Origin of the sequence: Streptomyces sp. DT2A-34, assembly GCF_030499515.1 — a bacterium.
Classification (GTDB): domain Bacteria; phylum Actinomycetota; class Actinomycetes; order Streptomycetales; family Streptomycetaceae; genus Streptomyces.
On the sequence record NZ_JASTWJ010000001.1, the window covers coordinates 10138185 to 10156043 of the forward strand.

Annotated in this window: 19 protein-coding genes and 2 pseudogenes; 10 read left to right on the top strand and 11 right to left on the bottom strand. The window is 71.7% G+C overall.

Annotated elements, in window-relative coordinates; all coding sequences use genetic code 11:
- Positions 1-24: 24 nt before the first annotated feature.
- The 3 genes from QQM39_RS45215 (at position 25) to QQM39_RS45225 (ending at position 1903) form a co-directional block, all read left to right on the top strand.
- Positions 25-804 carry an alpha/beta fold hydrolase gene (locus tag QQM39_RS45215; protein WP_302003385.1) on the top strand — a complete coding sequence of 260 codons (780 nt, stop codon included), beginning with the start codon at positions 25-27 and terminating at the stop codon, positions 802-804.
- Positions 805-894: 90 nt separating this feature from the next.
- Entirely contained in the window at positions 895-1257 is a 363-nt protein-coding gene (locus tag QQM39_RS45220) for a helix-turn-helix transcriptional regulator (RefSeq protein WP_302003387.1), read from the top strand.
- Positions 1250-1903, top strand: coding sequence for an SRPBCC family protein (locus tag QQM39_RS45225; RefSeq protein WP_302003388.1), 654 nt, complete (start codon positions 1250-1252; stop codon positions 1901-1903). The genes QQM39_RS45220 and QQM39_RS45225 overlap by 8 nt, the downstream gene beginning before the upstream one ends.
- A gap of 123 nt (positions 1904-2026) precedes the next feature.
- On the opposite strand, the gene QQM39_RS45230 is transcribed toward QQM39_RS45225, so the two are convergent.
- The gene (locus QQM39_RS45230; protein WP_302003390.1) at positions 2027-2746 is read right to left on the bottom strand and encodes a lipoprotein; all 720 of its coding nucleotides are present in this window, start codon (positions 2744-2746) and stop codon (positions 2027-2029) included.
- Between the two features lie 104 nt (positions 2747-2850).
- Between QQM39_RS45230 and QQM39_RS45235 the strand changes: the two genes are divergently transcribed.
- Complete coding sequence (locus QQM39_RS45235) at positions 2851-3642, top strand: maleylpyruvate isomerase family mycothiol-dependent enzyme (RefSeq protein ID WP_302003391.1); 792 nt, start codon at positions 2851-2853, stop codon at positions 3640-3642.
- A gap of 114 nt (positions 3643-3756) precedes the next feature.
- On the opposite strand, the gene QQM39_RS45240 is transcribed toward QQM39_RS45235, so the two are convergent.
- From QQM39_RS45240 to QQM39_RS45260, 5 genes and pseudogenes are all read right to left on the bottom strand, one after another.
- Positions 3757-4989 carry a serine hydrolase gene (locus QQM39_RS45240; protein WP_302003392.1) on the bottom strand — a complete coding sequence of 411 codons (1233 nt, stop codon included), beginning with the start codon at positions 4987-4989 and terminating at the stop codon, positions 3757-3759.
- Between the two features lie 79 nt (positions 4990-5068).
- Positions 5069-5602 (bottom strand): GNAT family N-acetyltransferase, encoded by a 534-nt coding sequence (locus tag QQM39_RS45245; RefSeq protein ID WP_302003393.1) that lies wholly within the window; start codon positions 5600-5602, stop codon positions 5069-5071.
- 81 nt (positions 5603-5683) lie between these two features.
- Entirely contained in the window at positions 5684-6001 is a 318-nt protein-coding gene (locus QQM39_RS45250; RefSeq protein WP_302003945.1) for a CdaR family transcriptional regulator, read from the bottom strand.
- 39 nt (positions 6002-6040) lie between these two features.
- A pseudogene (locus QQM39_RS46440) lies at positions 6041-6175 on the bottom strand (sugar diacid utilization regulator); the annotation flags it as partial.
- Between the two features lie 23 nt (positions 6176-6198).
- Positions 6199-6279 (bottom strand): annotated as a pseudogene (locus QQM39_RS45260) (oxidoreductase); the annotation flags it as partial.
- Between the two features lie 300 nt (positions 6280-6579).
- Between QQM39_RS45260 and QQM39_RS45265 the strand changes: the two are divergent.
- A complete protein-coding gene (locus tag QQM39_RS45265; RefSeq protein WP_302003394.1) occupies positions 6580-7218 on the top strand; it encodes a bifunctional 2-polyprenyl-6-hydroxyphenol methylase/3-demethylubiquinol 3-O-methyltransferase UbiG in 639 nt (212 codons plus the stop codon).
- Between the two features lie 98 nt (positions 7219-7316).
- On the opposite strand, the gene QQM39_RS45270 is transcribed toward QQM39_RS45265, so the two are convergent.
- Positions 7317-8900, bottom strand: a complete 1584-nt coding sequence (locus tag QQM39_RS45270; protein ID WP_302003395.1) for a glycerol-3-phosphate dehydrogenase/oxidase — start codon at positions 8898-8900, stop codon at positions 7317-7319.
- Positions 8897-9496 carry a TetR/AcrR family transcriptional regulator gene (locus tag QQM39_RS45275; protein WP_302003396.1) on the bottom strand — a complete coding sequence of 200 codons (600 nt, stop codon included), beginning with the start codon at positions 9494-9496 and terminating at the stop codon, positions 8897-8899. The genes QQM39_RS45270 and QQM39_RS45275 overlap by 4 nt, the downstream gene beginning before the upstream one ends.
- 69 nt (positions 9497-9565) lie before the next feature.
- Between QQM39_RS45275 and QQM39_RS45280 the strand changes: the two genes are divergently transcribed.
- On the top strand, positions 9566-11164 hold the full coding sequence (locus QQM39_RS45280) for an FAD-binding oxidoreductase (protein WP_302003397.1): 1599 nt from the start codon (positions 9566-9568) through the stop codon (positions 11162-11164).
- A 74-nt stretch (positions 11165-11238) separates the two neighbouring features.
- Complete coding sequence (locus QQM39_RS45285; protein WP_302003398.1) at positions 11239-12120, top strand: YegS/Rv2252/BmrU family lipid kinase; 882 nt, start codon at positions 11239-11241, stop codon at positions 12118-12120.
- A gap of 223 nt (positions 12121-12343) precedes the next feature.
- Here QQM39_RS45285 and QQM39_RS45290 read toward each other — a convergent pair whose 3' ends face one another.
- The gene (locus QQM39_RS45290) at positions 12344-12709 is read right to left on the bottom strand and encodes a winged helix-turn-helix domain-containing protein (protein ID WP_302003399.1); all 366 of its coding nucleotides are present in this window, start codon (positions 12707-12709) and stop codon (positions 12344-12346) included.
- A gap of 228 nt (positions 12710-12937) precedes the next feature.
- Between QQM39_RS45290 and QQM39_RS45295 the strand changes: the two genes are divergently transcribed.
- The 3 genes from QQM39_RS45295 (at position 12938) to QQM39_RS45305 (ending at position 16250) form a co-directional block, all read left to right on the top strand.
- Positions 12938-13618 (top strand): anti-sigma factor antagonist, encoded by a 681-nt coding sequence (locus tag QQM39_RS45295; RefSeq protein WP_302003400.1) that lies wholly within the window; start codon positions 12938-12940, stop codon positions 13616-13618.
- A 47-nt stretch (positions 13619-13665) separates the two neighbouring features.
- Positions 13666-14118, top strand: coding sequence for a flavodoxin family protein (locus QQM39_RS45300; protein ID WP_302003401.1), 453 nt, complete (start codon positions 13666-13668; stop codon positions 14116-14118).
- Between the two features lie 185 nt (positions 14119-14303).
- Positions 14304-16250, top strand: coding sequence for a DUF1996 domain-containing protein (locus QQM39_RS45305; protein ID WP_302003946.1), 1947 nt, complete (start codon positions 14304-14306; stop codon positions 16248-16250).
- Between the two features lie 76 nt (positions 16251-16326).
- Here QQM39_RS45305 and QQM39_RS45310 read toward each other — a convergent pair whose 3' ends face one another.
- On the bottom strand, positions 16327-17088 hold the full coding sequence (locus QQM39_RS45310) for a YqjF family protein (protein WP_302003402.1): 762 nt from the start codon (positions 17086-17088) through the stop codon (positions 16327-16329).
- A 57-nt stretch (positions 17089-17145) separates the two neighbouring features.
- Positions 17146-17817 carry a TetR family transcriptional regulator gene (locus QQM39_RS45315; protein WP_302003403.1) on the bottom strand — a complete coding sequence of 224 codons (672 nt, stop codon included), beginning with the start codon at positions 17815-17817 and terminating at the stop codon, positions 17146-17148.
- Positions 17818-17859: the final 42 nt, after the last annotated feature.

Below are 17859 nucleotides of genomic sequence, written 5' to 3' on the forward strand. Positions count from 1 at the left end.
AAACCGCACTCCAGGAGGCCACCCATGCCGCAGCTCGAAGTCGACGGCGCGAGACTGACGTACGACGACGAGGGCCCTCGCGACGGCGACGGTGTGCCCCTGGTGTTCGTCCACGGCTGGACGGCGAACCGGCACCGCTGGGACCACCAGGTGGCCCACTTCGCCGAGGCTCGCCGAGTCGTCCGCCTCGACCTGCGCGGGCACGGCGAGAGCAGCGGGTCGGGGGCACGCACGATCGACGACCTGGCGAAGGACGTCCTCGCCCTCCTCGATCACCTGAAGATCGAGCGGTTCGTGATCGTCGGCCACTCCATGGGTGGCATGATCGCCCAGACCATCGCCCTCGCCCACCCGGAGCGGGTCGAGCGCATGGTGCTGGTGAACTCCATCGGCAGGATGGCCTACAGCCGCGGCCGCGCCCTGCTCATGGCCGCCTCGACGCTCGCCCCCTTCAAGCTGTTCGTCGCCGCCAACATCCAGCGCGCCTTCGCGCCCGGTTACCCGCGCGAGGAGGTCCGCGCGTACATCCGCGCCTCCGCCGACACTCCCCGCGAGGTCGTCATGACGCTCTACGGCGCCATGCGCGCCTTCGACGTACTGGACAGGGTCGGCGAGATAGAAGCGCCCACCCTCATGGTCCACGGCCACCACGACATCCAACTGCCCGTCGCCCAGATGCTGCGGATGGCCAAGGCCTATCCGGACGCGGTGATCCGCATCCTGGACGCCGGCCACGAACTGCCGGTGGAGAAGCCGGCGGAACTGACTCTGGCGCTCGACCGCTTCCTCACCGACCGCGGATGAGCGGTCGAAACGGGTAGCCACCTCACTCGGGCCCCGGCCCGACCAGGCGCTTTATTTAAGCCTTGCCTTATATAAGCAGGCGCTGGCATAGTGGGCTCCGTGCACGCTTTCGATGTGCTGGGTGATCCGGTCAGGCGCCGGATATTGGAGCTGCTCGCCGACGGTGAGCAGGCATCGGGCGACATCAGTGCCGTGATCCAGGAAGAGTTCGGGATCTCCCAGCCGGCTGTCTCGCAGCACCTGAGGGTGCTGCGCGAGAGCGGCTTCGCGTCCGTGCGGGCGGAGGGCACGCGGCGGCTGTACGCCGTCGACGCCGCGCCGCTGCGGGAGGTGGACGCATGGCTGGAGAGGTTCCGCGGTTTCTGGGAGCAGCGGCTCGACGCCCTCGGAACGGAGCTCGCGCGAGGCAAGCGCGAACGCAGACTGAGAGAGGACGTGAGCGGGGATGAGTGAGATCGTCGACCAGTTGAACCGCCTGCACCGGCAGGTCGGTGCACGGCAGGTCGAGGCGGGCGAGGCCCGCACGGTGCTGCTGCGACGCACCTACGACGCCGAGATCGCCGACGTGTGGGACGCGGTGACGTCGCCCGAGCGGATCGGCCGCTGGTTCCTGCCGGTGAGCGGGGAGTTCAAGGTGGGCGGGCGCTACCAGCTGGAGGGCCAGGCCGGTGGCGAGATCCTGCAGTGCGAGGAGCCGACACGGCTGCGGGTCAGCTGGCTGTACGGGCCCGATCCCGGCTTCAGCGAGGTCGAGGTGCGGCTCACGCCGGAGGGCGAGGAGCGGACGGTGCTGGAGCTGGAGCACGTGGCCGTGGTGCCGCCCGACTTCTGGGGCCGCTTCGGGCCGGGAGCCGTGGGCGTCGGCTGGGACGGGGCGTTGCTGGGCCTCGGCATGCACCTCGCCGGGGGCGGGATGAGCAGGGAGGAGGCAGAGGCCTGGCAGGTCTCGGACGAGGGGAAGGCGTTCTACACGCGGTCGGGCGAGCTGTGGGGAGAGGCCTACGCCGCCTCGGGCGCCGACGAGGAGACCGTGACGGCCACGACGGCGGCGACGATCGCGTTCTACACCGGAGCGGACAGCGACGCGGGGCAGTCGTAGAGCTCATCGAACGCGATCGGGCTCCTGCACGGCCTCCTGACCGGCTCCGGGTACGTCGTCCGACCACCCGCGGTCCTGTGTCCGGCGCGGCGCGCTCGCCGTCCGCGCCGGACACCCCCTCGCTCAGGCGGTACGCAGGGTCCGCTTGGCGAGTTCGTACGCCGGCAGCATCGCCCGGTGCTCGTCGGTGTCCAGTCCGCCGAGGTGTATGACGACGGGGCCCTTCTCGGTGGTGACGGCTATGGCCGACTCCTCCTTCGTCTCCTCCAGGAGCTTGCTGGTGTAGAGGTACTTCACCTCGACACCGGCGAGGCCGCCCGCCTTGAAGGTGCTGTACTTCTCCTTGCTCACGCCGTTCTCCGCCGCGACGAAGGCCTCCAGCACGGTGCGTGCGTCGACGTCACCCGGCTTGCCCGTCCAGACCCGGAGGAAGCCGATGTTCCCCGCCGGCTTGGCGTCGACCTCACAGGCGGCAGCGACCGGGCCCTGGTACAGGAGCGCGTCGGCGATCTCCTGGGCCACCTCGTCGTTCTCGGAACCGCCGGAGCCGTCACCGCCGCCGGCCCCCTTCTCCTCGGCCGCCCCGGTGTCGATGGCCTCCGCCTCCCAGTCCTCGGCGATGTCGAACGTGACGGGCAGCTCACAGGCCGACCCGGCGGCGCCGATGGTGCCGCCGCTCTTCACCGCCGTATCGCTGTCACCTGCCGCGTCGGCCGACGCCGAGGCGCTCGCCGACGTCTTCGTCGCGTCGTCCTCCGCAGCCCCCGAACAGCCCGTCAGCACCCCGGCCAGCAAAGCCCCCTGGGCCAGCCGGCGCCGCCCTTGTCCCGCCCCCACCAGCATCGTTCTCTCTCCCCACCCGATCTTGCCGTCTGATCTTGCTCAGGCGGCACACAGTATCCGAGAGCACTGACAAGGCAGGTCCTGCCCTGCGGCATCATGAGGCGATGACCTCGCTGCCCTTCGACCGCTACTGCGACGAGATCGTCACCCAAACCGAACGGCTCACCGCTCACGTGCGGGGCACGGACATGACCGCCCCGGTGCGCTCCTGCCCCGGCTGGAACCTCGGCCAACTGCTGCGGCACGTGGGCGGCGACCACCGATGGGCGGAGGAGATCGTACGGACCCGGGCCGGCGGTCCGATCCCCGACGAGCTGGTGAACGACCCGACCGCTTACACCCACGAGGACGAGTCGTTCCTCGTCCCCTGGCTCCTCGAAGGCGCCGCAGGCCTCAGCGCCACCCTCCGCGCCGCCGGGCCCGACGCCCAGGCGTGGAACCCTTCCGAGGAGCAGCCGGCGCCGGTGGGGTTCTGGGCGCGCCGCATGACGTACGAGACCGTTGTGCACCGCGCCGACGCGGCCCTGGCGGCCGGAACGCGGTTCGCGCTGGAGCGCGACCTCGCCGTCGACGCGGTGGAGGAATGGCTGGAGTACTCGACCTTCCCCGAGGCGTTCGAGCCCCGCCCGGACCTGCCCGACCTGCTCGGCCCGGACCGCACGCTCCACTTCGACGCGACCGACGCCGGACAGTGGCTCGTCGACCTCACGGGCAAGCACCCCCTCTGGCGCGCGGGGGCCGACAACGCCACCGTGACCGCGAGCGGCCCGGCGACGGACCTGCTCCTGTTCCTCTACCGCCGTCCCGCGCCCGCCCTCCAGACGCAGGGAGACACGGAGCTGCTCGATCTCTGGCTGACCCGCTCGGGCTTCTGGCTGGAGGCGACGGGTGAATGAACTACCTGTGGCTGTTGCGAAGTTACGGGCGGGCCACACGGCGAAGACCACAGCGGCGCCCGGCGGGCCTGCCGAGGTTCCGCCCGGGCGCCGCTGTCGCGGTTCAGGGCCGCATCACCGGATGCCCTCGCAGAGCACGGTGTCGACGAGCCGCTGGACGGCCGCCTCGGCGCGCAACAGCGGTTCGTCCTCGGGGATCTTGCCAGTGGCGCTGATGACGACGCCGCGCGACCCGTCCTCGGTGAGGCCGTTCCTGACGCTGCCGCCGTCGGTGTCCCCGCCGTGGCCCCATCGGTAGCCGCCGCAGCTCAGCGGTTGCCGCATCAGCCCCAGTCCGTAGTGCAGTCCGGGGAAGGGCACCTGGAAGTCCTCGCCCACCGGCACGACGTGGCGCATCTCCGCCATTTCCCGCGGCGGCAGCAGACGGCCGTCGAACAGCGCGCTGAGGAAGCGGTCCTGGTCGCGCTCGGTCGTGATGAGTGAGCCGGCGGCGTCGGCCCAGGACATGTCGCGGACCGTGGTGTCGGTCCAGCCGTCCGAACCCGGGAAACGGTGGTACGTGTGGGCATGCGGTCCGCGAAGGAACGGATCGTGTCCGGGGGCGTAGGTGCCTCTCAGGCCGAGCGGTTCGACGATCCGGTGGTGCACTTCCGTCGCCCAGGAACGACCGGTGACCTTCTCGATGATCATTCCGGCGAGTACGTAGCCGGGGTTGGAGTAGTTCCAGTTCGGCTCGGGATCGCCGGGGGCGGCCGGTGGGAAGTCGGGGCTGCTGCGCATCGCCCCGGCGATGAGCTGTTCCGGCTCGATGCGGTCGAACCTGTGCCGTTGGAAGGCGGCGGCGTCGTCGCCCGTGTCATCGGTGTAGTGGTAGCTGTGGATGCCACTCGTGTGCTGGAGCAGATGGCGGACGGTGACGCGGCTGCCGTCGTTGCCGTTGCCGGCGACGACGCCCGGCAGCCACCGCTCCACCGTGTCGTCCAGCGACAGCCGTCCCTCCGCGACCAACTGCAGCACCACCGTGGCGACGAACGGCTTCGTCACACTGGCCGCCCGCAGGGCGCCGCCGTAGGGAACGGGACGGCCGGTGCCCAGCTTCGCCTCCCCGGCCCGGGCCCGGAAGCGGTGGCGCCCGTCACGGACCTCCACCGAGATACCGACGTACCCCGCCTGCTCAAGGGTGCGTTCCACCTCCGCCCGCAGGTCCGCCCGGCTCAACGGACCGGCCTCCCCGGGCGAGGACGGCGCCGCGGACGCGGGCACCACCAGGGCACCGGCACCGAGTGCCGCGCCGACCAGGGCGGCCGCCAGGCGCGACCGGGAGCTTTTCACCTTCGGCTTGGTCATGAGGCCAGCTTCAGCGAACGGTTTCACCGGCGCCATGGCGGCATCACCCGGAGGGGGGTGGGGGAATCCCTCGTCGGTGCTATTCCTGGTACTGCGTCAGGTCGATGCCGTATACAGCGAGCTCGTAGCCGTGGACCGGGTGCTGTGCGGTGCCTTCCGCCTGCATGCCGAGTTTGTCGAGTACGTTCGCGGAGGCGCTGTCGCCCGTCCGGCGCACGGCGACCACGCGGTCGAGGCCGCGGTCCTGCAGGGCGAACTCCAATGTGGCGTGCGCCGCTTCGGAGGCGTATCCCTGCCCCCAGAACGCCCGCCCGAGCCGCCAGCTGATCGCCACCTGGCCGGCGACCTTGGCCGGAGCGTCGGCAACGGACAGGCCGACGGCGCCCGCCAACTCACCGGAGCCCAGGAGTTCGACCGCGAACATCCCGAACCCTTCCTCGTCCCACTCCTCCTCCCATGCCTCGATGTCCTCGGCGGTCTGCTCCGGGGAGCGCGGCCTGCCGTCGCCGATGCCCTGCATCACCACCGGATCGGCATGGATCTCGGACAGGGGGACGAGGTCGTCGTCCAGCCATCGGCGCAGCACAAGACGGGGGGTGCGGATCTCGGTCATGGGCCCATCCTGCCGACCCGGTACTGGAAGCGCGAACTGCGGCCTCGCATCCCGGCGGTCAGTGGATCCTGCGGCAGGCACTCAGGCACCGCCCAGTCGGTCGGCCAGACCGGCGAGGTACAGGGCCATGGTGGTCCGATGCTCGCGCAGTGGACGGCCGGTGATCTGCTCGATCTTGTTCATCCGGTACACGACCGTATTGCGGTGGATGTGCAGCGCCGCGGACGCCCGTACCAGGTTGAACCCGCTCTCGCACCAAGCGGTGATCGTGTCTCGCAGTACCGGCCAGTCGGGCTGCGCCCGCAGGTCCGCGGCCGGGCGCTCGACCAGGCGGTTGCGCGCCGACTGGCCCACCGCCGCCAGGGTCTGGTGGACGCGCAGATCGGTGATCAGATGCACGGGGGAGTCTCCTGCCGTCCGGGCGCCGAGGCGGAGCGCGTCGCAGGCATCCTGGTGGGAATCGTGCAGACCGCCGACGGACGCGGTCGGTTCACCGATCCCCCCGCGCGCCGTGAGACCGTCCTGCGCGGCGATGACGTCGGTGACTCGCTTGCAGCACTCGGCCGGTGGTTCGTTCGGCTGTGGCGTCGTCGCCGAAGCACGTCGTGCCCTGCGGCACTCCGGCCCTGGGCCAGTGCTCGTGCGACATTGCCGGTGCAAAGTAGTCCTCTGCGCATGGTGCGACGCCGAGCGCGGCGCGGGCTCGGCGAACGGGCCGCGGGCCCAGGCGGACCGGCACGGACCGGCACCAAGGTCGTAGGCCTGCGGTCGCCCGCCTGTCGCTGCGCTCGAACGGTTCGCCAGGTCCCCCCCCACACACACACGTCACGGTGCGCACGGTCGGCCGGTGGCTTTTGCCGAATCGGCAAGACTGTTCGCTTCCCTTCGCGCCGTCCCACAGACTTCTTGAGCGTGGACCCGGCAGCCCCCGCGGCCGTCCGAGTCCCGCGACGACACCTGCGCACCCGGGAGGCGCCATGACCGACACCCCCGCCCTGAAGGCCGCCGAGTTCTGGGAGGCCCGCTACCGAGACGGCGGGCGGCTGTGGAGCGGCCGCCCCAACTCCCTGCTGGTACGCGAGGCCTCCGGCCTCGGGCCGGGCAGCGCGCTCGACCTGGGCTGCGGCGAAGGGGCCGACGCGGTGTGGCTCGCGTCGCGCGGCTGGCAGGTCACCGGCGTCGACATCTCGCACACGGCTCTGGAACGCGCTGCCCTGCACGCCACCGAGGCCGGCGTGAGCGACCGTGCGGTCTGGGAACGGCACGTGCTGGGAGAGACGTTCCCGAAGGGCTCCTTCGACCTGGTGAACGCACAGTATCTGCAGTCGCCGATCGCACTGGACCAGCAGCGCGTTCTGCGCCAGGCCGCGGAGGCGGTCGCACCGGGCGGCACCCTGCTGATCGTGATGCACGCCGGCTGGCCGTCCTGGCAGAGCGAGCCACCCTTCGAGGCCGAGTTCCCGACGCTGCAGAGCGTCCTCGACGAACTCGCGCTGCCGAAGGGCGACTGGATCGTGGAGACGCTGGACACGGTGCGCAGGGCGAGCCCGTCACCGGACGGTGTGCAGGGCTTCCGGGACGACCACGTGTGGCGCATACGACGCGGCGACGCCTGACGGAGAGCGCTCGCACCCCCATTGAGCCTTCCGCCAGGCCCACCAGCCCCCTTCCGGAGGGACCGTCAGCTCACGCCTCCTGTCGGGCCCGTCGGCACTCACCCCTGCTGGGCCCACGCCTCTCCCAGCACCTCCCGTACGGCCTCCAACGCCACCGCCCGGTCGGCCGGCACCAGCCCGATACGGGTGCGCCGGTCGAGCAGGTCGGCCTCGTCCAGGGCACCTTCGTGGCGTACGGCCCACAGCAGTTCGGCGGCGGTGACGGGATGCCCCGGCAGCACCGGCTCGCCCAGCCGGGGATCGCGCGCGCCGAGCGCCTGGACGGCCGGTGCCTCGGTGCCGTAGCGCTGGACGAGACGGCGCGGCGCCCGGAGCGAGCCGAGCACGTCGGGTGATGCGGCGCCGACGAGGGGGAGGGAGGTGGTGGGGGAGGGGCCGGCGGTGAGCCGGCGGGTGGCCAAGGCGGCGTCGACGGCGTCCTCGGCCATGCGCCGGTAGGTGGTGAGCTTGCCGCCGACCACGGTGATCACGCCGTCCGGCGAGGTGAGGACCGCATGCCGGCGGGAGATGTCGGCGGTCCGGGGAGCCGCGCCGGACTGCTCGGCGGGGGTGGTGTCGAGCAGGGGGCGCAGTCCGGCGAACGCGCCCACGACGTCGGTGCGTTGGACCGGGACGTCCAGGACGGAGCCGAGGACGTCGAGGAGGAAGCCGATGTCCGTCTCGGGTACCTCGGGCACGTCGGGGATGTCGCCGTCGACGGGATCGTCGGTGAGACCGACGTAGACCCGGCCGTCGCCCTGGGGCAGGACGAGGAGGAAGCGGTTGGTCTCCCCGGGGACGGGGACGTGGAGCCCCGCGGGCAGCGGGCCGAGGCGGTCGGCGCGCAGGACGAGATGCGTGCCGCGTGAGGGGCGGATCCGGATGCCGTCCACCAGGCCGCCCGCCCAGACGCCGGACGCGTTGATCACGGCGCGGGCCCTGATCTCGCCCTCCTCGCCGGTGAGTTCGTCACGTATCACGGCGCCGGAGGCGGTGAGCCGCAGCGCCCTGACCCGGGTCAGGATCCGGGCACCGCGGGCGGCGGCGCTGCGGGCGATCGCGGTCACCAGGCGGGCGTCGTCGGTGAGCCGGCCGTCCCAGGACAGCAGGCCGCCGCGCAGGCCCTGGGTGCGCAGGGCGGGGGCGAGGTGCCGGGTCTCCACCGCGGAGAGCCGGCGCGGTGCGGGCAGGGTGGCGCGGGCCGTGCGGGCCGCCAGGCGCAGGGTGTCACCCGCCCGGAATCCGGCCCAGGCCAGGGCGGACTGACCGCGGGAAACCAGCGGGGTCAGCGGCAGCACGAAGGGCTGGGCCCGCACCAGATGCGGTGCCGTGCGCTCCATCAGCACCCCGCGTTCGACCGCGCTCTCGTGGGCCACGTCGAACTGCCCCGAGGCGAGATAGCGCAGCCCCCCGTGGATGAGCTTGCTGCTGAAGCGGGACGTGCCGAAGGCCAGGTCGTGTGCGTCGACGGCGGCGACCGTCAGCCCCCGGGCGGCGGCGTCCAGGGCGGCCCCGGCGCCGGTCGCGCCCAGCCCGACGACCAGGACGTCCACGACCGGACCTTCGACCGTCTCGGCCAGTTCGCGCGAGCGCCGGGCGGCGGACAGCGACGATCCGGGAACCGGGGGAGTGGCAGTGCTCATGGGGTGAGGGTCCTCTCCAGGATGCTGCGCAGTTCCGCCAGGAAGGCCTCGCTGCTCAGGTCGGCGTCGTCCTCGTCGGTCATGGTCCGCAGGGACAGGGTGAAGGACTGGACGATCAGCAGCAGGGCCCGCGCCTGCCGTTCGGCATGGCCGGTGCGTACGGACCCGTCGGTGTGGCCTTCGCGCAGGGCGTCGGCCAGGAGCGCGATGAGGGCCTCCTGGCTCGCGCCGCGACGGTCGAGGACGTAGGGGAGGAGCAGTTCCGGATCGACGTCGACGATCTTCCGGAACAGCGGATGGACGCGGAAGGCCGCCACCCCGGCCACGAGCCCGTCGACGATCAGGCTGCGCGCGTCGGCCCCCGGGCGCCGCTCGGGCATGGCCCCGGTGGCCACCGCGACCCACTCCCGGGTCATCAAGTCCCCCACCAGAGTGCGCACATCGGGCCACCGCCGGTACAGCGTCATCCGGGAGACACCGGCGCGGCGGGCCACGTCGGTCAGCGTCGTACGGCGGACACCGACGGCCAGGACGCAGTCGCGCACCGCGTCGAGCACCGCATCGCTGTCCGAGTGGTTGTGACGAATGGGCGTCATGTGTCACAGTGTAACGCCTGCGAGGCCGTCCGGGACACGGCATCGCTCAAATCGATGAGGACGAGCGCCATGGACATGTTGTGGAGCGGCTGGGGCGACCCGGCCAAGGCGGCGCCGCTGCCCGAGACGGTGACCGGGCTGCTGCGCGACCTGCTCGGCGTCAAGCCGTACACCGCCGGACCGCTCGCCCTGGAGGACATCGCCGTACCCGAGCCGCGCCTCGAACCCGCCGCACGCCAGGCCCTGTTCGCCGCCGTCGGAGGCGAGGAGCACGTCCGCACCGACGCCGAGACCCGCATCCGGCACACGCGCGGCAAGTCCACCCCCGACCTGCTCCGCATCCGCGACGGCGAAGTAGACGACATCCCCGCAGCCGTCGTACTCCCCGCCGACCACGACGACGTACTCGCCGTACTGCGCGCATGCGCCGAACACGGCCTGCCCGTGGTCCCGTTCGGCGGCGGCACCTCCGTCGTCGGCGGCCTCGCCCCCGCCCGGCGCGGCCCCTTCGTCGCCCTGGACCTGCGGCGCATGGACCAGTTGCTCGCCCTCGACCCGGTCTCCCGCACCGCCACCCTGCAGCCCGGCCTGCGCGCCCCCCAGGCCGAGGCGCTGCTGGCCGAACACGGCTTCACCCTCGGCCACTTCCCCCAGTCCTACGAGTGGGCCACCATCGGCGGATTCGCCGCCACCCGCTCCAGCGGCCAGGCATCCGCCGGCTACGGCCGCTTCGACGAGATGGTCCTCGGCCTGACCCTCGCCACCCCCGAGGGCACCCTCGACACCGGCCGCGCACCGCGCTCGGCGGCCGGACCCGACCTGCGCCAGCTCCTCCTCGGCTCGGAAGGTGCCTTCGGCGTCATCACGTCCGCCACGGTCCGGATCCGCCCCGTCCCCCAGGCCCGCGTGTACGAGGGCTGGCGCTTCGCCTCCTTCGAGGAAGGCGCCGCCGCGCTGCGCCGCCTCGCCCAGGACGGCCCGCGCCCCACAGTCCTGCGGCTGTCCGACGAGACCGAGACGCTGATCGGCCTCGCCCAACCCGACGCGATCGGCGCCTCCGTCGCCGGGCACCAGTCCGCGGGATGCATGGCGATCACCGGCTACGAAGGCACGGAAGCGGACATCTCGTACCGCCGGGAGAGGGCCGCGGCCGTCCTGCGCGTCTGCGGCGGAACCCCGCTCGGCGAGGAACCGGGACAGCGCTGGGCGCACGGCCGCTACTCGGCGCCCTACCTGCGGGACTCCCTGCTGGATGCGGGGGCGTTCGCGGAGACACTGGAGACGGCGACCTTCTGGTCGCGCGTCCCCGAGCTGTACGCCTCGGTCCGCGAAGCCCTCACCACCACGCTCACCGAGGCCGGCACCCCGCCCCTGATCATGTGTCACATCTCCCACGTCTACGAGAACGGCGCCTCCCTGTACTTCACCGTCGTCTCGGCACAGGGCGACGACCCGGTGGCGCACTGGCAGCGGGCCAAGCGCGCCGCCAACGAGGCGATCCTCACCGCGGGCGGCACGATCACCCACCACCACGGCGTGGGCACCGACCACCGGGACTGGTACGTCCGCGAGGCGGGCCCCCTGGGCATCGAGGCGCTGCAAGCCGTCAAACGCCGACTGGACCCGGCAGGCCTGCTCAATCCCGGCGTCCTCCTGCCCACCGACTGACCCCGCCCCCCGCTCATCCACTCCACCCGCCCCCGCCTCCGGCGCACCCTCCCGTCGCCCCGAAAGGCTCACCGATGCGACAGTTCACCGCCATCGTCAACCCCACGGCGGGCGGATCCGCCTCAGCTGCCGCCCTGTTGCGGGTGGCCCGGCTGCTGCGGGAGGCCGGGGCCGGTCTGGAGACCGAGTACAGCCGCAGCCTGCCCCACGCCCGGGACCTCGCCCGGGACGCCGGACAGCGGGGCAGGGTGGTGCTCGCCGTCGGCGGCGACGGAATCGCCGGTGGCATCGGCGGCGCCCTCAGCGGCACGGACGCCCTGCTCGGCCTCGTCCCGGCCGGCCGCGGCAACGACTTCGCCCGGGCGCTGAACCTGCCCACCGAACCCACGGCACTCGCACAGGTACTGCTCCACCACGAGCCCCGTGAGGTCGACACCATCGAGGTCGAGTCGGCCGTCCACGACCGCACCGTGGTCCTCGGCAGCGTGTACGCGGGCGTCGACGCCCTGGCCAACCGCCACGCCAACAACGCCACACTCCTGCGCGGCGCCGCCTCCTACTACGCGGGCGGACTGCGCGCCGTCACCACCTGGCGCCCCGCGCGCTACCGGGTCACCGTCGACGGCCGCGAACACCCCCTCAACGGCTACACGGTCGTGGCCGCCAACTCCGGCTACTACGGCTCAGGCCGCCTCATCGCGCCCGACGCCCGCGTGGACGACGGCCTGCTGGACGTCGTCATGATCCGGGAAGCGCCGCGCCGGCTGTTCTTCGCCCTGATGAACGACCTCAAGACGGGCGCCCACGTCCACCGCCCACAAGTGCGGATCCTGCGGGGCAGGGAAATCCGCATCGAGGCCGACCGCGAGGTGCCCTACGGCGCGGACGGCGAGGTCGAGGCGGTCCTCCCGGTCACGGTCAGAGTCCTTCCGGGAGCGCTGCGCGTACTGAGCTGAGCCGCGCGTACTGAGCCGAGCCCGGGCCGACGTTGCTGCCGCACGATCTCGTCGTTCTCGGTGCCCGAGGGGCCACGAGCGCCGACCAGATCTGGCCGGGCGGAATCCGCTGGGTACCCACGGCCGGCGACGAGGCGGCCGCCAGGAGCAACGGGGGCGGCCTGAGCAGCAGGCCCGCCGGCCATGCGCTCGGCGTCGCGTCGACGGCCGGTTCGGCCACCGCTCATCCGCCGTCCACCGGCATCCGCTGGCGTGCCGTCCTCAGCTGCTGGGGGGCGGTGGTGCGATCGGCCTCGTCCTGGGCGAGCAACGAGAGCAACGCGGCCACCGTCAGCCCGGCTTCGGCGGGGTGACGCAGCACCTTGGCCGGGGTGATCCGGTAGGTATTGGTGCGCCCCTCGCGGGTGTGCGACAGATAGCCTTCCTGCTCAAGATCGGAAATGATCTTCTGGACGGCGCGCTCCGTGAGCCGGCAGTGCGCGGCGATGCTCCGGATGCGGATGTTCGGGTTGTCGGCGATGGCCGCCAGCACACGGGCGTGGTTCGTCAGAAAGGTCCATCCGGTGTGCGGCTCAGGGACTCCGTCCATGTCCCAAGCCTACGACTGTATGTTCACGTATACAAATACACGCACTGCATTTCATGTATCTGTTGACGTGTCCCGCAGTTCGGGTTCAATCTGGTACCGAGACGGGGAGTACCTGAGGGAGAGGCGGTCATGGCAGAGCTCGCGTCCTCTGCGAACCCCCCTACGGGGGACATTGCCGACCCTGCGGACGCCGGAGGCGCTTCGGCGGCCGCACAGGCGTGCTCGCTGGTGACCGCCATACACCCGGACGGTGACCGGATCACCGTCAAGGTCAGCGGAGAGCTCGACCTGGATTCCAGCGAGCGCTTCCGCGGCGTCCTGCGCGAAGCCCTGAGCCGCTCGGTCCACGGCGTCGACCTGGACATGGGCGGCGTCACCTTCTGCGACTGCTCCGCCCTCAACATCCTGCTCACCCTGCGCCAAAGAGCCCTGGAGCAGGCCAAGACGATCGCCCTCCACCCCGTGAGTACGGAAGTGGATCGCCTGCTCGACCTGACCGGCACGCACGCGCTGTTCGCCCGTCCGAGCCCGGACGACCAGGGCGCGCCGGCCCCGCACGTCCCGGACACGGAGACGTCCGAGGACGCCGACTACGACCTGCGGATCGAAGTCGCCCAGCTGCGCCGGGCCATGCAGACCCGGCCGACCATCGACCTGGCCCGGGGCATCCTGATGGCCTCGTTCAGCCTGAGCTCCGAGGAGGCCTGGACGGTACTGGTCGCGGCCTCCCAGAACACCAACACCAAACTGCACTCCCTGGCCGGAGACCTGGTCACCGCGGTCAAGGGCGACGCGTTGCCGGACGCCGTGCAGGAACAGCTGTCCTCGGCGGTCGCCAGGGTCAACTCCGGCGCGGGAACCACGGGAGGTGAGGCGGAGGGCCAGGAGCCTGCCCAGGCCGCCGACTGAACCGTCGCGGTTGCGTCGATCGGCGGCGCACCGGCAGGGTTCGGGGTGTGCCTACCTTGCTGATCGTGCATCACACCCCTTCGCCCAACTGCCAGGCCATGCTCGAAGCCGTCATCTCCGGCGCGACCGCCCCGGAGGTCGAGGACGTCGAGGTCGTACGGCGACCGGCACTGTCGGCCACGGCGTCCGACGTACTGAACGCCGATGGCTTTCTCCTGGGCACCCCGGCGAACCTCGGCTACATCTCGGGAGCCCTCAAGCATTTCTTCGACCAGGTCTACTACCCCTGCCTGGACGCGACCCGAGGCCGCCCCTTCGGCTACTACGTCCACGGCGGCAGCGACGTGACCGGCGCCGTCCGGGCGATCGACTCCATCACCACCGGCCTCGCCTGGCGACGAACGGCACAACCCGTGACGGTGACCGGTGAACCCGGCAAAGCCGACATCGAGGCGTGCTGGGAACTGGGAGCCACCCTCGCCGCCGGCCTGATGAACTGACCCTGGTCATAAGGAATTTCTGTGAATCCGTGCGGCGATTGAACACTGCGCGGCTCGTCTCCGTACAAGGCCGGGGGATTTTCATGCCCTGACCGACCACGAGGCGTAGGAGTACTTCCTTGGGACGCAGCACGCGAAGACGCCCCACGGGCGCACGGCGCGCGACCTTTGCAGCGGTCGCGCTGATGTTGGGCGGCGGCGGCCTGGTTGCGGCCAACGTCTATGCCTCGGCCACCGAGGACGGGGGAACGGAACCTGCTCAGACCCTGTCCTCGGTGGCCGGCACCATCGACTGCCCGGATGTCGGCAGTCGGCTGACGGCCGTGCCGGACGGGGCGAAGGAGGACGTCGCGAAGGAACTCGCCCTCCTGGACCAGCAGATCGCCGAGGCCTACCAGCGGTTGCAGGAGTCGGCCCGGGCCGTCCAGCAGGACGCCGGCTTCGCCGACAGCGCGATCATGAATCCGCTGAAGGACAAGCGCACCGCGACGATCGAGCGCATCGCCATCGCCGTCGACCGCGAGGGAGAACGGCCCCAGGGCCTGGAGTCCCTCGTCCCGTGCACCCTGCGCGCCGCCGACAGCGGCAACGGCGACCAGGACGAGGGCGGTGCCGAGGGGGCGGGCCAGGAAGGCGCTGACCAGGGCAACGAGCAGCCGGGCAACGGCGAACAGCCCGGCAACGGCGGCCAGGCGGGCAACGGCCCCGTCGCCGCGGACTTCGCCGACATCACCGCCGTACAGCCGAACGTGACCGGCCCGGCCCTCCAGAAGGAAGCCTCGCGCGGCACTTTCGCCACCAGTTGCGGGGTGAACGAGAACGGCCTGTTCAACTCCGACAACGTGATCGTGGCCCCCGGCGTCTCCAACGGCGCCCACCACTTCCACGACTACGTCGGCAACCAGGCCAACGACGCCTTCGCGAGCGACGAGGACCTGGCGAACGCCGAGACGACCTGCGTCGACCAGGGCGACAAGTCCACCTACTACTGGCCCGTGATCCGCCTGCAGAACGGAACCCAGGAGCAGGACGCGAACGCCCCCGGCGGCGGCATCGAGGGCAACGCCGGCGAGATCGTCACGCCCAAGGAAGTGACGCTCACGTTCGTGGGCAACCCGCGCGGCAAGGTCACCGAGATGCCGCGCCTGCTGCGCATCATCACCGGCGATGCGAAGGCCTTCGTGAACGGCACCGCCAACGCCAACGCCTCCTGGAGCTGCACGGGCTTCGAGGACCGGCAGCTGAAGGACAAGTACCCGCTGTGCCCGCGGGGCAGCGACGTGGTGCGGACGTTCAAGTTCCAGAGCTGCTGGGACGGACAGAACATCGACTCCGCCAACCACCGCACCCACGTGGCCTTCGCGGCCGCCGACGGCACCTGCCCGGACGGCTTCAAAGCCATTCCGCAGCTGGTGCAGCGGATCGTGTACGACATCGACGCGCCGAGCCTTCAGGACGGCGGCCGTACGACCCCGCTGTTCGCGGTGGACTCCTTCCCCGAGCAGCTGCACAAGCCGGTCACCGACCACGGCGACTTCATCAACGTCTTCTCCGAGGACCTGATGGGTCAGATGGTCGACTGCATCAACGAGGGCCGCGAGTGCGGCGCCGGAGCCGACCAGGGCGGCGACCCGGGCGAGGACGAGCCGACGCAGCAGCCGCAGCCGACCCCGTCTCCCGACACTCCGCCCGGTGGCAACGAGGATCCGGAGCCCGGCGACGGCGAGGACGAGCCGACCGAGGCGCCGGCGACCGAGGAGCCCGCGACTGAGCCGCCCGCGACCGACGAGCCGGCGACCGAGGCGCCCGCGACGGAACCGGCGAACGATGACAAGCCCACCATGTCGAGCACGGTGGCGCCCAAGTCGTACGGAACTCCGTCGGCCACGCAGGACGCCACCGCACCGGCACAGGGCGGTTCGGCGGACGACGGCGCCGACGCGGGAAGCACGCCCACGCAGACGCAGCCCGCCGCGGCCGGCGAGGAGTCCGGTGACGGGGGCGGAACGGAACCGCAGGCGGTCGGAGGGCTCGCGGAGACCGGCACCACCCTGTGGCCGGCCGCGGCCGGCGCCGTACTCCTCATGGCCGGCTTCCTGCTGCTCATGCGTACGCGTCGCCGCGCCGGGTGACGGCAAGAGCCCGTAACGGCGCTTGACGCCGACAGGTTCCCTCGGGGCTCGGACCGGTCATCCCGGTCCGGGCCCCTCACGGTGTGGGGATGCCGGCGGGGCGGGCCGGGCGGCCGAGGCGGACGGGGACGCCGGGGGAGTACAGGACGCTGGCGGGGGAGGCGGTGGGGGCGGGCAGCCCGGCCGCGGTGACCAGGTTCTCCTCGCAGGTGATCAGCTCGGCGCGGTACAGCGGCCATCGAGGGTGGTGGTTGGGCAGGTACGCCAGCGGCTCGGGCCCGCCGAAGAACGCGTTGTGCATGCCCCAGCGGGCGGTGAGGAAGTGCTCCAGCCCGGTGGGCTCCTCGATGCGTTCACCGGTGCGTACGGTGATGCGGCTGGACGCGCCGCGCGGCCCCGGCCAGCGGCGGGAGCTGGTGTAGGTGACGGTGTCGCCGGCCGCGCGGACGCTCATCCGGGACCACAGGTACGGCAGCCGGAAGCCCACGCGCCCCATCACGACCGGGATCAGCCGTGCGGCGTCCATCGACCGGAACACGACACCGCGTCGTCCGTGCGCGTCGACGGAGTACAGGCGCACGTTGGTCTCGGGAAAGGTCCCCAGATACGGCACGCCGGGCAGCCGCAGCCAGCCGACCCGATGCATCCGGAAGGCGACGAGCCCGATGTACGTGACCCCGTCGTGCGTGTCCGGAACCGTCCCCTTCGGCAGCAGTCCCGCCACGGCGTCCGGTTCGACGGCCCAGTGGATGAAGGCGAGGTCGAGCCACTGCTGGGTGAGGAGAGGAGTGGGTATCGGAGCGGGAGAGTCCGGGCTGACGGGAGTGGGTTTCGGCACTACGTCAGGATGACAGAGCCCTGATCCGACGCCGGACGCCGCGCCAGACCCCGTCCGTCACCTCGTGGTCTCCTGCCCCTCATGGCGCGCGGTGATCGCGGTGAGGTAACCGCGCAGCATGAGCTTGGCTTCGTCGAGGAGGCCCGGATCACCCTCGGGGTCACGGCGGAAGGCTTCCTGTGCGAGTGCGTCGGCGGCCAGGACCGCGGCGTGGCAGGCACGGGCGAGTGCCTCTCCGTCCGGGGCGGCGCCGAGGGCCAGGACGACGCGCCGGATGCCGTCCGCCATCCGGCGTTTGTGCGCACGGTCCGCGGCACGGGTCCGCTCGGTGAGGCTGCTGCCGAACCACAGGGCCCTGAAGCCGTGTTCGGTGCGGTAGATGGCGGCGTAGGCGTCGATGAGCACGCCGACGGGGTCGTCCCACCGCTCGTCGGCCGCGGCGCGGACGAGGTCGTCCATGGCCGTCTCGAGCCGGGCGAAGTAGCCGGCCGCGAGGGCGTCGATGATCGCGTCGCGGTCGGGCAGGTACTGGTACAGCGAACCGACCGAGACCTTCGCCTCCGCCGCGACACGGGTCGTGGTCAGTGCCTGGACGCCCTCGCCGACCAGGACGCGTTCGGCGGCCTGAAGGACGCGGGCCAGACGGGCCTTGCTGCGCGCCTGCCGGGGCGTGCGGCGCGGGGGGACTTGCCGCGTGCCGCCCGGCTCCGGGGCCCGCGCATCCCCCATGTGCGGCCTCCGAACATGAACGTGACTTTGTTTCAGCTCTAC